Annotated in this window: 13 protein-coding genes; 11 read left to right on the top strand and 2 right to left on the bottom strand. The window is 57.5% G+C overall.

The genetic code is table 11. The features are described from left to right. Positions 1–35: 35 nt before the first annotated feature. The 9 genes from fabF (at position 36) to HNQ64_RS10405 (ending at position 9,058) form a co-directional block, all read left to right on the top strand. Positions 36–1,286: a beta-ketoacyl-ACP synthase II gene (fabF, locus tag HNQ64_RS10445; protein ID WP_184208221.1), complete on the top strand. Its 1,251-nt coding sequence runs from the start codon at positions 36–38 to the stop codon at positions 1,284–1,286. Positions 1,287–1,615: 329 nt separating this feature from the next. Beyond that, entirely contained in the window at positions 1,616–1,960 is a 345-nt protein-coding gene (locus tag HNQ64_RS10440) for a hypothetical protein (protein WP_184208219.1), read from the top strand. A 109-nt stretch (positions 1,961–2,069) separates the two neighbouring features. Next, the gene (locus HNQ64_RS10435) at positions 2,070–2,450 is read left to right on the top strand and encodes a DUF423 domain-containing protein (protein WP_184208218.1); all 381 of its coding nucleotides are present in this window, start codon (positions 2,070–2,072) and stop codon (positions 2,448–2,450) included. A gap of 67 nt (positions 2,451–2,517) precedes the next feature. Further along, a complete protein-coding gene (locus tag HNQ64_RS10430) occupies positions 2,518–4,944 on the top strand; it encodes a bifunctional serine/threonine-protein kinase/formylglycine-generating enzyme family protein (RefSeq protein WP_184208216.1) in 2,427 nt (808 codons plus the stop codon). Positions 4,945–5,117: 173 nt separating this feature from the next. Next, on the top strand, positions 5,118–6,023 hold the full coding sequence (locus HNQ64_RS10425; protein ID WP_184208206.1) for a ParB/RepB/Spo0J family partition protein: 906 nt from the start codon (positions 5,118–5,120) through the stop codon (positions 6,021–6,023). Positions 6,024–6,036: 13 nt separating this feature from the next. After that, complete coding sequence (locus HNQ64_RS10420; RefSeq protein WP_184208204.1) at positions 6,037–6,471, top strand: nuclear transport factor 2 family protein; 435 nt, start codon at positions 6,037–6,039, stop codon at positions 6,469–6,471. 106 nt (positions 6,472–6,577) lie between these two features. Beyond that, positions 6,578–8,137, top strand: a complete 1,560-nt coding sequence (locus HNQ64_RS10415) for a fused MFS/spermidine synthase (protein ID WP_184208202.1) — start codon at positions 6,578–6,580, stop codon at positions 8,135–8,137. A 63-nt stretch (positions 8,138–8,200) separates the two neighbouring features. After that, positions 8,201–8,611 carry a hypothetical protein gene (locus HNQ64_RS10410; protein WP_184208200.1) on the top strand — a complete coding sequence of 137 codons (411 nt, stop codon included), beginning with the start codon at positions 8,201–8,203 and terminating at the stop codon, positions 8,609–8,611. Positions 8,612–8,623: 12 nt separating this feature from the next. After that, positions 8,624–9,058: a hypothetical protein gene (locus HNQ64_RS10405; protein WP_184208198.1), complete on the top strand. Its 435-nt coding sequence runs from the start codon at positions 8,624–8,626 to the stop codon at positions 9,056–9,058. Positions 9,059–9,226: 168 nt separating this feature from the next. On the opposite strand, the gene HNQ64_RS10400 is transcribed toward HNQ64_RS10405, so the two are convergent. Beyond that, entirely contained in the window at positions 9,227–10,567 is a 1,341-nt protein-coding gene (locus HNQ64_RS10400; protein ID WP_184208196.1) for an outer membrane protein assembly factor BamB family protein, read from the bottom strand. Positions 10,568–10,697: 130 nt separating this feature from the next. Next, the gene (locus HNQ64_RS10395; RefSeq protein WP_184208194.1) at positions 10,698–11,471 is read right to left on the bottom strand and encodes an SDR family NAD(P)-dependent oxidoreductase; all 774 of its coding nucleotides are present in this window, start codon (positions 11,469–11,471) and stop codon (positions 10,698–10,700) included. A gap of 159 nt (positions 11,472–11,630) precedes the next feature. Between HNQ64_RS10395 and HNQ64_RS10390 the strand changes: the two genes are divergently transcribed. Both HNQ64_RS10390 and HNQ64_RS10385 read left to right on the top strand, forming a co-directional pair. Continuing rightward, positions 11,631–12,833, top strand: a complete 1,203-nt coding sequence (locus HNQ64_RS10390; protein ID WP_184208192.1) for a saccharopine dehydrogenase family protein — start codon at positions 11,631–11,633, stop codon at positions 12,831–12,833. Between the two features lie 51 nt (positions 12,834–12,884). Further along, the gene (locus tag HNQ64_RS10385; protein WP_184208190.1) at positions 12,885–14,222 is read left to right on the top strand and encodes an exo-beta-N-acetylmuramidase NamZ family protein; all 1,338 of its coding nucleotides are present in this window, start codon (positions 12,885–12,887) and stop codon (positions 14,220–14,222) included. The last annotated feature ends 100 nt before the right edge of the window (positions 14,223–14,322 follow it).

Raw genomic sequence — 14,322 nt, 5'->3', positions numbered from 1 at the left:
CTGAACACTCCAACTCACCCCATCAACTGACCAACATGACCGAACGTCGCGTCGTTATCACTGGAATCGGAACCGTTTCTCCCTTGGGGAATAACAAAGACGATTTCTGGAAAAACCTCCAGGCTGGAAAGAGCGGCATTCGCCGTATCCAGAGCATGGACACCACCAACTACGATTGCAAAATCGCAGGTGAGGTGGTGGACTTCGATCCCACCCCTTACTTTAACAATCATAAGGAGGCTCGCCGTGCTGACCGCTTTTTCCAGCTCGCCATGGCCGCCTCCAAGATGGCCGTCAAGGATAGCGGGCTCAACCCCGATAGCCTGGACCCACACCGCATTGGCGTCATGGTCGGCAGCGGTATCGGTGGTCTGAGCACCATCGAGACGCAGTATGAAATCCTTTTGAACAAAGGACCGAATCGCGTCTCCCCGTTCCTCATTCCGATGATGATCACGAACATCGCCACGGGCATGATCGCGACCGAGTTTGGCTTCATGGGGCCGAACATGTGCATCACCACCGCCTGTGCCACTTCCAACAACAACATTGGCGAAGCCTGGCGCATCATCAAATTCGGCGATGCCGATGCCATCGTTTGCGGTGGCTCTGAAGCTTCCATCCGCCCGTGCGGCTTGTCTGGCTTTGCCAACATGAAGGCGCTTTCCATGCGCAATGATGACCCGGAACGCGCCTCCCGTCCGTGGGACACTGGCCGTGATGGCTTTGTCATGGGTGAAGGTGCCGGTGTGGTCGTCATCGAGGAGCTGGAGCACGCCAAAAAACGCGGTGCCACCATCTATGCCGAACTCGCCGGTTACGGAGTCACGGCAGATGCCTACCACCTCACCGCTCCGCATCCTGAAGGTCTCGGTGCCTCCAAATGCATGGAGATGGCCTTCCGCCATGCCAAACTGAATCCGACCGATGTGCAGTATGTGAATGCCCACGCCACCTCCACCCCCGTGGGTGACATGTGCGAGCTGCGTGCCATCAAGCGCACCTTTGGCGAATACGCCCAGAAGGGCCTCCTCGTCTCCGGCACGAAGTCCATGACGGGTCACTTGTTAGGCGCTGCGGGCGGTATCGAACTCGCCGCGTGTATCTTGGCCATTCGTGACCAGATCGTCCCTCCGACCATCAACGTGGAAAACCTGGACCCAGAAGTGGATGTGGACATCGTCGCCAACACTGCCCGTGCGACCAAAGTCAATGCCGCCCTGAGCAACAGCTTTGGCTTCGGCGGACATAACTCCGCCCTGCTGGTGAAGAAATTCGAAAACTGAGCTTAGCTCTTTTTCAAAAGCGGTGCCCCTGCCAGTCAGGAGCACCGCTTTTTTTCTGCCCCTTGATCGAGACACTGCCATAGCCCGATCAAATACCTCGAACCTGCAAACCTCGAACACCTAACAAACTTTAATAAAATAATATCACTACTTTTTAACGACACCGCTCAATCATCCTCTTCACGTCCAAAACTGCTTTAGCTCCCCATTCTCAACACTGTTGAATCCCCACCCCAGGCGGAAAAGATGACCTCTCAAAAAAAATTAACGACGGCCTGAATAACTTTTTCAGCACGCCAGTCAGATGCACTGAACTCAAGTTCATCCCTATGAAAAAGATCATCGCCATCCTCGCTGTCGTTACCGGTATCGGCTTTATCACCCCCACGGAATCAAGCGCCCGTGATTACTGCCACAATGACCGCCGCATTGTGAGTTATCATCCTTGTGGAGCCCCGATCTATTCGGTTTACCAGATCTGTGGTCGTGACCGTTACGGTCACCCCATCGGCCACTGGGTGACACAGCACACCAGCCACAGCTCCTGCCGTAGTTGTTACTCGCGCTCCAGCCATCATGGCCATGGTCATGGACACCACCATAGCAGCCACCGCCCCAGCTTCCCCATTCCTCCGCACCATCGTGCCGCCGCTAGCTTTTTCTTTGGCCGCTAATCTGCCCGACTGAAAAATCGATCCTTCCACCGCCTCAGAGCCTTGAGCTTCTGAGGCGGTTTTGTTTTCTTGATTTGCATTTCCCAAACCCCCGTCTCCCGTGATGGAGATGCAACCTGACACCCTCCGCCTCCGCCTTTCAGCCCTGGTAGGTTTGACCGCCATCTGGCTCGGGGCTACAGGAGCCCACGGAAAGCTGCATGATGCCATGCTGGCTGCTGGCACATTGGAAAACTGGAAAACGGGCGTCAGTTACCATCTCCCTCACGCCATATTGCTCGCCAGTCTCGCCCTCGCAGGTGCCATGGGTGGAAAGCGCGGCACCTGGGCGTGGAATTTTTTATTCATCGGCGTGCTACTTTTCAGCGGTTCTCTTTACCTGCATGCCGTCACTCAAACGAAATGGTTGGTCTATGTCACCCCTTTTGGAGGCGTTTGCATGATGCTGGGCTGGCTGCTGCTGCTAGTGGCCCGCTGGCGTCGCGCGTGATTTTGCAAGGTTGCCGCAGGCAAAGATTGAGTCTTGGGAGAATGGCACGTATCGTTTTTATATCTAAATGTCGCGACCAGCCTCTGTCCCCTTCCCACCGCCGGGTCCCTCCGGCGATGACGAGGCGTCCCCAGCTGACTCCCAGGCAGGCATTCAGCTCCCCGCGCCACCACGGGGCCCCCGAGGGCCACGCGATAAAGATGGCCCGCCTTCGCACCGGGATGACATCCTCATTCCTGACTACACGCTGATCAAACGCATAGGCTCTGGAGCTTATGGCGAAGTTTGGCTGGCCCAAAGCGTGACGGGGGCCTACCGCGCCGTGAAAATCGTCTGGCGCGAGGACTTCGAACTCACCCGCACCTTTCATCGTGAATTCCTTGGCATTCAGCAGTTTGAGCCCATTTCCCGTGGCCATCCCTGCATGGTCCACATTCTGCATGTAGGATGGAATGAGCAGCGCGGGTTTTACTACTGCGTCATGGAACTGGCGGATGATGCAGAAGAAGGGCCCAACTTTGAGAGCGTCGCCACTTACGTTCCTCGCACGCTCGGCACGGATATGAAGCGGCATGGGCGGCTTGATCTCATCTTTTGCCGGGATGCTGGCGTCTATCTGGCGGATGCTCTTTACTACATGCACAATCGCGGGTTGACCCACCGCGACATCAAGCCATCCAACATCATTTTCTGTGGAGGCGTCTGCAAGCTGGCAGACATCGGTCTTGTGGCTGGTTTTGGCGAGCGCACCTTTGTCGGCACGGAGGGGTTTGTTCCACCGGAAGGTCCCGGCACGGCCCAGGCCGATATCTACAGCCTGGGCAAGGTGCTTTATGAAATGAGCAGCGGTAAAGACCGCATGGAATTTCCGGAAGTCCCCATCAATCTAGGCGATGATGAATGGCCCTTTTGGCTGGATCTGAATCGTGTGATCTGCAAAGCCTGCGCCCCAGATCTGAAAGAGCGCTTTCAGACCGCAGGCGAGTTTGCTGAAGCCCTGCAACGCGTGGGTGAAAAACGCCCCGAAACCTTCTTCCGTCGTTTTAGCCGTGCAGCCGTTTTCACCTTGGTGGGCTCCGCCCTCACGGGGGCTAGCATCACCGCCGCAAAGTACCAGGATGAGTGGGCCTATGAGCTTCCCCTGCCCATCAAAGCTGCACCGCCACTGCCGCAACCACCGCAGAAAGGCCGCCCCTGGCAGAACGTTTACCGCCAGTGGTTCACCTTCAGCAAGGATCGCCACATCGCGGATCTCCCCGTCGAGGTTACTCTATTTCTCGACTTCCAGAATGCCACCCAGCGTCCAGCAGAGTTCGGCGTGGTGCAGTTCGTCACCCCGGATAAAAAGACCTTGAACTGTGTCATGATCCAGGATGCCGATGCCGATGCGTTTTGTGACTGGATGACTCAGCGAGACCGTCAAAGTGGTCGCCTAGACATTGACCACGAATACTCCTGGCGAGTGGCCAATATCCCCACACAAAAAGGCACCACCACCCGATCCGACTGGCAGGCTATCCGCACCGAAATCGTGCGGGTCCCCTATGGCCGCATCAGTCTGGACAGCACACCCCGTGGGGCCGAGGTCTATGAGGGAGAGCAGTCCGTCGGGCGCACACCCTTGCAACTCTCCCGCGTTCGGGCAGCCAAATTTGAATACGAGGTCAGGCTGCCGGGTTATAAAAGTGAGTTCGCGCGGGGCAATCTCAAAGAGGGCCAAGCCATGAGCTTTAACCTGCGCCTGAAGGCCACTGGCTCGGCGGTTTTTGGCAAGCCCTGGGAAAACAGCCTGGACATCAAAATGGTGCCCATGGGCCGCTCCATGCTGGCCACCATCGAGACCCGGCGGAAGGACTTCGCCGAGTTTGCCCGCAGCACCAATCTACCACCTGTCGAAGGCCGCATCTTGGATGCCGATCTCGATCTCCCCGTCACCCACGTGACGCGTGCCGAGGCCGAGCAATTCTGCCGCTGGCTCACAGATCGTGAACGCGGCAAGGGCCTGCTGGAACCCGACCAAGAATATCGTCTCCCCACCGATGATGAATGGAGCATGGCCGCCTACCTTCCGCGCGAAGTCGGGGCCACCCCTGCGGACCGTAGCAACCGCATCGAAGGCATTTATCCCTGGGGATTCACCCCGTCCCCCACGGTCAAAGTGGCCAACCTACAGGACAAATCCGCCGATCCGACCGGGAAAAAGTCAGTTCTCGGCTACGATGATGGTGCCGCAGGTCTTGCGCCAGTCGGTAGCCTGCGGGCGGATAGTCGCGGCCTGTTTGACCTTTCCGGCAATGTCTGGGAATGGGTGGCCGATCCCTGGGACACCACCAGCGCAGAGGGGGTGGCACGTGGGGCTGCCTTTACCACATCCGAGCGCCAGCAGTTGCTAGCTTCTTACCGCCGCAAGCTTTCACCTGCCTCACGCGAGGCCGATGTCGGCTTTCGTATCCTTCTCATCGGTTCTGGCCTCAGCGCCCGAGACGATGAATAAATCAGCCTCCCAAGGTTGAGCATCAGTGACCATAAATCGCCCGATCAGAGATTTCCCCACCCAATTCCGAGGGGTGAAGCTGGAGGCTCGTCAGCCTTTTCTGACAAGATGAGGCTGAATCAGAGCTAAAACTCATTTGCCATCGGGGGCGGAGTCTTTAACCTCGACCCCTTATGGCAAAACCAGCACTCGGCAAAGGACTAGGAGCACTGATCTCGGCACAACCCGCCGGGGTCAGCTCATTGCGTCCCCCAGCACTGGCCCAGCCTGCGCCGGGCGATGTGGTCAATCGGGTCGGCCTTGAACAGATCGTTCCTAGCCCTCTTCAGCCTCGCAAAGAATTTGTGCAGGAACAATTGGCCGAATTGATGGAGTCCATCAAGGAACACGGCATCATCCAGCCACTGATCGTTCGCCAGGTGAATGGCAAGCTGGAACTCATCGCAGGTGAGCGCCGCTTCCGCGCTTCTCGTGAGTTGGGGCTCAAAGAAGTGCCCGTCATTGTTCGCGAAGCGTCTGACAAAGACGTGCTTGAGATGGCGCTGATCGAAAACCTGCAGCGCGAAGACCTCAACCCCATCGAAGAAGCCCGCGCCTACGAGCGCCTCGCCAAGGACTTCTCCATGCGCCAGGAAGACATCGCCCAGCGTGTGGGTAAAAATCGTGCCACTGTGGCCAATACCATGCGCCTACTGGACCTGGCTTCTCCCGTCCAGAATCTTCTCTCCACGGGTAAACTCAGCACGGGCCACGCCAAAGTCCTGCTGACCCTGAAGGACGCGGAAAACCAAGAGCGCGCCGCCGAAGAAATCGTCAAAAAAGGCCTCACCGTTCGTGCGGCGGAAAAGCTGGCCAGCGGCATCCTCAATCCCCCACCGCCAAAACCGGTGCTGGGTGACAATGAGGTCAATAGCGCCATCGAATCCGTGGAACAGCGGCTCATGCACCATCTCACGACCAATGTTTCCGTCCGCCATGCTGAGAAGAAGGGCCACATCGAGATCGATTATTACGGAGTGGAAGATCTCAATCGCCTGCTCTCCCTCATGGGCGTCCCCGAGGAACAGGTGGAGGAATAACATCTCCACCGTCATGCGTTTCCTCTCCGCTCTTTGGCTATGCTGTCTGCTTGTGGCGTGCAGTCCAGCCGCTCCCGCTGACCAGCCCGAGATCGAAACCTTCCTACAGCGGTATTTTTCCACGTGGTCAGCCAAGGACATGACGGGTTACCAGTCGTGCTTCCACCCCACAGCGCGAATCAGTTTCGTCGGAGCTAAAGGCCAGACCGATAGCCAAGGCCTCACCGATTTCATCCACGGGCAAAAGCTGGGGCATGAGCGCTCGCCCGAGCCGATGACCGAGGTGCCCACCGACATGAAAATCTCAGGCGATGCCCGCGTGGCCCAGGCCGCCGTGCGTTGGAAGCTGACTAAGGGCCGCGAAACCGTGACAGGCACAGACTACTTCACGCTCGTCAAAACTCCCGAGGGCTGGAAGATCGCCAGCTTGGTTTTCTACAACGACTGAGGATTGACGGGAAATTGCGCAGGCCACTTTGCCGAGGCTGTTGAGAATCTCGTCTTGCCAGCCATTCCCGCCGCACTGAATACTGCGGCATCCCCATTTTCCGCAGATGTCCAAAGCCCCCACGCCCACCTCATCCTCTCCGCAGGAAAAGACTGACCGCCTTCGTCCCACCCGGCTCTTTTTGGGCGCGGCCTGTTTCTTTTCAGGGGCCGCCATGATGGTCATTGAAATCAGCGCCGCGCGCCTGCTCTCCCCACTGTTTGGCAACAGCGTCTATACTTGGACAGCCCTCATTGGCGTCATCCTCATCGCCTTCAGTGTCGGTGGTTACATGGGCGGGCGCTTGGCAGACAAACGCGCTGGGCTGGATGTCCTAGGTTGGTTGCTCGCCGGCGTAGCCCTACTGACCTTCTTCATCCCCGCACTCAGCACCTGGTTTGGCCCCGCTTTTGCCAAAGGCGGCCTCATTGATGGTCCGGTGATGTTCTCGCTTTTCCTCCTGGCCGTGCCGGGAGCACTCTTGGGTGCCGTTTCACCCGCAGCGGTTCGCCTTTACAGCCTCACCTCTCAGGACAGCCACATCGGCGGGGCCGCAGGCACCATCAGCATGCTCGGCTCGCTGGGCAGTTTCGTCGGCACCTTCCTCTCGGGCTTTTTCCTGTTAGGGAACTTTGGTGTGCGTAGCATCTTCATCGGCACCGCCGTCCTCTTGCTGGCCCTGGCTGTTCTGGCCTTCTTCCTCACGGGCAAAGGTAGCGCTCAATCGGCCAAGGTGCTTATTGCCGGAGTTATCGCCGGCCTCATCGGCTCCCTCTCGTCCCCCACCCCGGCCCTAGGCGTCATTTACGAGCATGAATCCTTTTACCACCGCATCCAGGTGACGGAGGAAGGCGTGAGCCCAAACCGCCGCCGCCTGCTAAAGCTGGACTCCACCCATGAAGGCGGCATGAATCCTGAAACGGGCGATCTCATCCTGGCTTACCAGCACTACTGGCGGCTGGCCATGCTGCAGGACCGCCCCATCCAGAGCGCTCTCTTCATCGGCGCCGGGGCCTTTGGCATGCCAGAGGAAGTCTCTCGCACTTTCCCAGAAGCCACCGTGGATGTGGCCGAACTGGACCCGGCTGTCATCGAAACCGGCCGCCAGTTTTTCAAGCTGGATGAATACCCACGCGTCAAAGCCTCCGCCGGCGATGCCCGCCATTACCTGCGCACCAGTGGTGAAAAAAAATGGGACCTCATCTTTGGCGATGCCTACAATGGCATGCAGGCCATCCCCGCCCACCTCACCACCAAGGAATTTTTCCAGCTCATCTCCGACCACCTCACCCCGGAAGGCGTTTACACCATGAACGTCATCTCCGCCGTGCAGGGAGAGAAATCGGAGCTCCTCGCCGGCATGCTGGCCACTCTGAAAGAGGTGTTTCCTCACCTGCAAATCTTCGCCGTGCAAGGCAGTCGCACCACCTCCCAAAACGTCATTATACTGGCCTCCCATCATGACCTGTCCAACGTGGTCTTGAATCAGCACTTCCCCGAAAACACCTGGCAGGCTCGCCTCCTGCGCACCCACGTTCCCGCGCAGTATCTTCCGACCAATGGCCAAGTCTTCACTGATGATTTCAATCCCGTGGATGCTATCATCGCCCGCGGCCTGATCCGCTAGCAGTGAAGCTGGCACTCCTGACTGCTCTGCTTTGTAGGCGCGCGCCCTTCACATCGTCCAGTCATGAGCCACTCAGAGATTCGCGCCGCCATTGCCGAAGCGCGTGAAGATCTGCATACCGACTGGGTGATGACCTTTGTAGATTGGATCGGCTGGACCTTATTGTTACTCTGTCTAGCACCCTGCATCTGGCTGGCTTGGAAATCCCACAACTTCAGAAGCCTAGCACGCAGTATCCGATGGGGCTGGGCGGGCTGGTTTATATGGCATGTCTTGATGGGCGGCGTTGCCCCATATCTCGTGATCGAATGGACGGGAGAGGACATTTTAGCAGAGGCATTCCCCTCAATGGGCATCCTACCCATGGCCCTGTTTGGCTGGCTTCCTGGTGCAATTGTCAGCTTCGTGATTTGCAGTTTCGGTATCATGTCGCACAGCCTTCGAGGGTTGAATCAGGCAAGACCTCAATCATAAAAGCCCCGACCCATGGACTCCTCGGATGACTGGATGAAAAGAGCCGCTGCTAGGCTGGCTTCGGCACGTGAAGATCCTCATACCGCCTGGGTGCTAGATTTGCTCGACTGGATATCCATTCCTTTGCTGATCGTGCTCCTGCTGCCCTATCTCCTGTTGATCTGGAAGTTCCGCAGCCCCTGGGTGGGCATCTTTCCAGCTTGGATGGGCTTACTAGCCTGGTACGTCTGGGGTTGCTTCATCTCACCTTACTTAGCGATGAAATGGACAGGTGACCGACGTGTTTGGTCTGCTTTCCCTGAGGGGCCAGCCGTAATAGCCATAGCCTTTGTCGGGTGGTTACCTGCCACGATTTTAAGTCTCATGACCTGGATGGTGAATATCTGCTGGCGCAAACTCAGCCAACCGAGCAAAAAAAATCAGGGCGAACCACTCGGTCCGCCCTGAAATTTTTCGAAGGTCACCAACAGCCAGAAGACAACCCACTATCTGAAATTCGTCACTGAGTCCGCCTTCGCGTGCCTCAATGTGCAATGATCATAACCGATCTATTTTCAGATGCGTCAGCTCCCGGTAAGAGGCTTGTAAGGAGTGTGTCAGAATCGCCCCCTCACCTCACTGGCCCACGCAGTACAGCTTGTCCTGGGTGCGGATGTAGAGGCAGCCATTGGCAGCGGCGATGCTGCTGCGGCAGCTTGCGGCGTCGCCATTCGGTTTGCTGCCATTGCCCATTTCATTCATGCTCAGAAGCTCAAAGCTGTCACCACCTGCTTTGACCACATAGACCTCGCCCCAGAAATTGGTCATGTAGATCTTGCCATCAGCCACGGTGGGGCTGCTTTCAAACTTGGCCTTGCTACCGGTTTCGCCCGTCCAGATTACCTTGCCTGTCTTCGGCTCCACACGACTCACGGTGCGGCGGCCACTGTCCAGAACGTAAAAGCTGCCCTCATAGAAGGCGGGGGTGGAAACATCCGTGGTCACTTCCTTCGGGTTGCTGGTCCACAGCGGCGGCACATCCTGGCCCTTGCTATCCAGCGGCATGGCAAACACCGGGGAATTTTTCGGCGCACAGACAAGCGCGATGCCATCGCCCACGACAGGCGAAGGTACGAGACGGAAGAATTTGTTATACCCTTCACCCGCCAGGTTCCAGGTGGCCAGACGAGCATACTCAGTGCCCGTAGCTGCATCGTGCAAAGTCAGGGTGTCACCACCTGAAATCAGCATCACTCGCTTGCCGCCATGCGTGGTGAAAACAGGTGAGCTAAAGGCTTCCAGGGATTCCACTTCAGCAGGGGTTTTGCGCAGTTGTTTCCACACATCTTTGCCTGTCGCAGGGTCCACGGCCAGAACATAGCTGGTCATGTCCTTGCCCGGCGTGCCTTTGGGGAAACCCTGAAACTCGAAGGTCTCATTGCGCTGTAGCACCTGGATGTACAGTTTGCCGCCGTCCATCATTGGGCTGCTGCCATAGGTCCACTGGGTGGCAAATGCCCCGTGGGTTTCTTTGAAATCACGCTTCCACTGAAGGTTGCCTTCGAGGTCAAAGCTGGCCGCTACCGCATCGGCAAACAGAAACACCACACGCTCCCCATCCGTCACGGGAGAGGGGCTGGCGAGATTGCTCTTGTTGTCCCATTGCAGTCCCCCTTCAGAGACCACCTTGCGCCACAGCTCCTTGCCCGTTTTGGCATCGTAGCACAGGCCCACGAGCTGTTGCTTCTCCACGATGGGTGCCGTGATAAAAACTTTGTCTCCCCACACCACCGGCACGGAGGCCGAGATAGCAGGCACATCCACCGCCCATTTGACGCCTTCGGTTTTGCTAAACTTCGCCGGCAGGTTTTTCTCCGGGCTGGAACCATCCAGATTCGGACCACGCCAGTTGGGCCAGTTTTCAGCGTTGGTAAAGGAAGCCGAGAGGGCAAAGGCGAGAAAGAAGGGCAGTTTCATGCGAAGGAGAGGGAAACGAAAACGGACGCAGTTGTCGAGATGTTTCGCCAGCCGTTCAACCAACAGAGATGTTGCACCCAACAAGTGACGACGAACTGTCGTCAGGAATCCTCGTAGCTACGATGATGCATCACCGCAGGTTCACGGCACCTCCATCAATGGGGTACGAGCTACCGGTGATGAACCCCGCCTCGTCGCTGCACAGATACAGCGCCAAAGCAGCGATCTCGGAGGGCTGAGCCATGCGGCCGATCGGTTGGGCCTCACTGAGCTTTTGAAACATCGCCTCTTCCTGGCCCGGATAGGTTTTGGCCAGATACCCATCCACAAAGGGCGTGTGCACACGGGCCGGGCTGATGCAGTTGCAGCGAATGCCTTGCTTGATGTAGTCCTTCGCCATCGAGTAGGTCATCATCAGCACCGCACCCTTGGTCATCGAGTACGCAAACCGATCTGCCAATCCCATCTGCGCCGCGATGGAGCACATGTTCAGCACCACACCCCCACCCTGTGCCACCATTCTCTCAATGGCGGCTTGGGAGCAATTAAACACCCCTTTGATGTTGATCTGGTAAAGCCGGTCCATGTCCGCCTCCGTAGTGGTCAAGACGGTGCCGATGTGGGCGATGCCCGCATTGTTCACCAGGATGTCCAGCCGTGGACGGCGCACGCTGATGTCATCAAAGACCTTTTTCACCCCGGCGTGATCCCCCACATCACAGGCCATGGCCCGCGCGCTGCCACCTTCCGCTACGATTTGATCCACGGTCACCTGGGCAGATTCCAACTTCAGATCCAGCACCTCCACATGTGCTCCCTGACGGGCAAAAAGCAGAGCGATGGCCTGACCGATGCCAGAGCCTGCACCTGTGATGACAGCGGTTTTATGAGCGAGTGAAAACATGGGAAAGGGACAAATGGTAGGTGGATACGTGGGTTGGGAAATAAAAATACAGCGCCAAAGGCCCACTTCTAACCCTCAGCGGCCCACGTTGAGTCTTAAAGTTACTTTCACACCGCGTCGCTTGACTCCCGTTTCATCACCGCCACCCTTGCAGACTCTATGGCAAAAGTTCTCATCATCGGCGCAGGCGGCGTTGGCCGCGTGGTCACCCACAAATGCGCTCAGCTCCCCGACGTTTTTAGCGAGATCATGCTCGCCTCCCGCACCAAATCCAAGTGCGACAGCATCGCGGCGGAATTGAGCCGCCCCATCCAGACCGCCGCTGTGGATGCGGACAATGTGCCCGAGCTGGTCAAGCTGCTGAAGGAATTCCAGCCGGAGGTTGTCATCAATGTGGCCCTGCCTTACCAGGATCTCACCATCATGGATGCCTGCCTTGAGGCCGGTGTGCACTACATTGACACCGCCAATTATGAGCCACGCGATGTCGCCAAGTTTGAATACCACTGGCAGTGGGCTTACCAGGAAAAATTCAAAGCCGCCGGCCTCACTGCCCTGCTCGGCTGCGGGTTCGACCCGGGCGTGACCAATGTGTACACCGCCTACGCCCTGAAGCATCACTTCAGCAAGATCGATACGCTGGACATCCTCGACTGCAATGCAGGCGATCACGGCAAGGCCTTCGCCACCAATTTCAACCCCGAGATCAACCTCCGCGAAGTCACCGCCAATGGCCGTTACTGGGAAAATGGTGCCTGGGTAGAAACCAAACCGCTCGAAATCAAACGCAGCTTTCCCTTCCCGGACGGCATCGGGCCCAAGAACATCTATTGCCTGTATCACGAAGAGCTGGAGTCTCTGACCAAACATTTCGACATCCGCCGCGCCCGCTTTTGGATGACCTTCGGCGACCAATACATCAAGCACATGGAAGTGCTGGTGAATGTGGGCATGACCCGCATTGATCCTGTGATCCACAAAGGCGTGCCGATCATCCCCATCGAGTTCCTCAAGACCTTGCTGCCTGAGCCGGGCACTCTGGGTGCCGATACCAAAGGCAAGACCTGCATCGGCAACTGGATCGAAGGCACGGGCAAAGATGGTAAGTTCAAACGCTACTACGTTTACAACATCAAGGACCACGAAGACTGCTACAAGGAAACGAATAGCCAGGGCGTCAGCTACACCACCGGTGTACCAGCCATGATCGCCGCCAAGCAGCTCCTCACCAATGAAGAGTATCGCCAGCCCGGCGTCTGGAACGTCGAGCAACTCAACCCCGATCCCTTCATGGCTGACCTCAATGAATACGGTCTGCCGTGGGTGGAAACCTGGCCTACCGAGCCACTTCCTGGCGAATAAACTGCCACCGCCCCCCTTCAAAGCCACACCCGCAACGGTGTGGCTTTTTTCATGATGATGCGCATTTCTCTTCTCGCCTTCTACAAGGCGCTGAAGGCAGCTTATCACATTCTCCATTTGACCGCCGCACCTGCCACCGCCTCTGTCGCCCGCATGGGTTCACGACGTTCCTTTCTCCTCTCGGGTACCGCCTTTCTCACAGGGTGCCAGATGATGCCAACCCAGCAGGCCATGCCGATGCAGCAGGGTGGCCCCTTCATGCTCGGCATTGATTTCCTAGCCTCACGAAACTTCGATCTTTTGCGCGGCAAACGTGTGGGCCTCATCACCAACCATACCAGCGTCACAGGCCGTGGTGAGATGACCCGCGTGGTCATGCAGCGCGCGCTTGGCTCTTCCCTCACAGCCCTGTATGCACCCGAACATGGCATCGATGGCTCCATCGGCGCGGGCATCCACGTCAGCACCCGGCGGGATAGCGTGACAGGCCTCACTGTCTATTCGCTATACGGCCCCACCCGCAAGCCGACCCCCCAGATGCTGGCCCCGATTGATGTGCTGGTCTTTGACCTCCAAGACATCGGCTGCCGCAGCTACACCTACATCAGTACCATGGCCGTCGCCATGGAGGCCTGTGCGGAGAATGGCAAACACTTCGTCGTGCTGGATCGGCCCAACCCCATGGGTGGGTGGCGAGTGGAAGGGCCGCCACTGGAGTCGAAATGGAAGTCCTTTGTTGGTCAAGTCCCCGTGCCCTATGTCCATGGAATGACCACCGGGGAGCTGGCCATGATGACTGCCGCGAAGGGCTGGATCACTCAGGCTCCACGCCTGAATGTCGTAAAAATGCAAGGCTGGACGCGCAACATGGTCTGGCAGGATACGGGCCTGCGCTGGTACCGCACCTCCCCCAATATCCCCTACGCCACCTCTCCTCAGTACTATGTAGCCACCGGCATTCTGGGGGGCGGCTCAGCCGTGGATATTGGAATTGGCACCGAAAATCCTTTTGGTTATGCCGGCGGCAGCGGGGTCCATCCCCAGGCCATGCTGGCAGCCTGCCAGCGCTGGAATATGCCTGGCGTCAGCTTCAGCCCTTATTCACGCAACGGCTTTGGTGGCGTGAGACTGAATATCCATCCACGTGCCCAGGCTGATCTCACCGCCCTGGATGTCATGCTTTTAGGAGAATTGAATCGCCTCACTGGCGGCAAAGTGCTGGGCCGCATGAGTGGCTCGAAGCTCAATCTTTTCCATAAAGTCTATGGTAGTGAATCCCTTTACAGCAACCTACGCAGCGGAGTTCCTGCGAGCCGGATTGTCTCGGGCTGGGGCGGCTGGATCAGCTCATTCCGCAGCGCACGCCAGCGTTATCTGCTGTATCCGTAATCCCCGCCCCTTCCCTGAGACTCTTCAAAGAATGTCTTGACCATCTGATTGCCACCAAGATATTCAACGTTCTTAGCCCGTCCCCCGGGCTAGCATTTAC

Source organism: Prosthecobacter dejongeii (genome assembly GCF_014203045.1).
Taxonomy (GTDB): Bacteria; Verrucomicrobiota; Verrucomicrobiia; order Verrucomicrobiales; family Verrucomicrobiaceae; genus Prosthecobacter; species Prosthecobacter dejongeii.
This window is presented reverse-complemented; position numbering and strand designations above follow the sequence as displayed.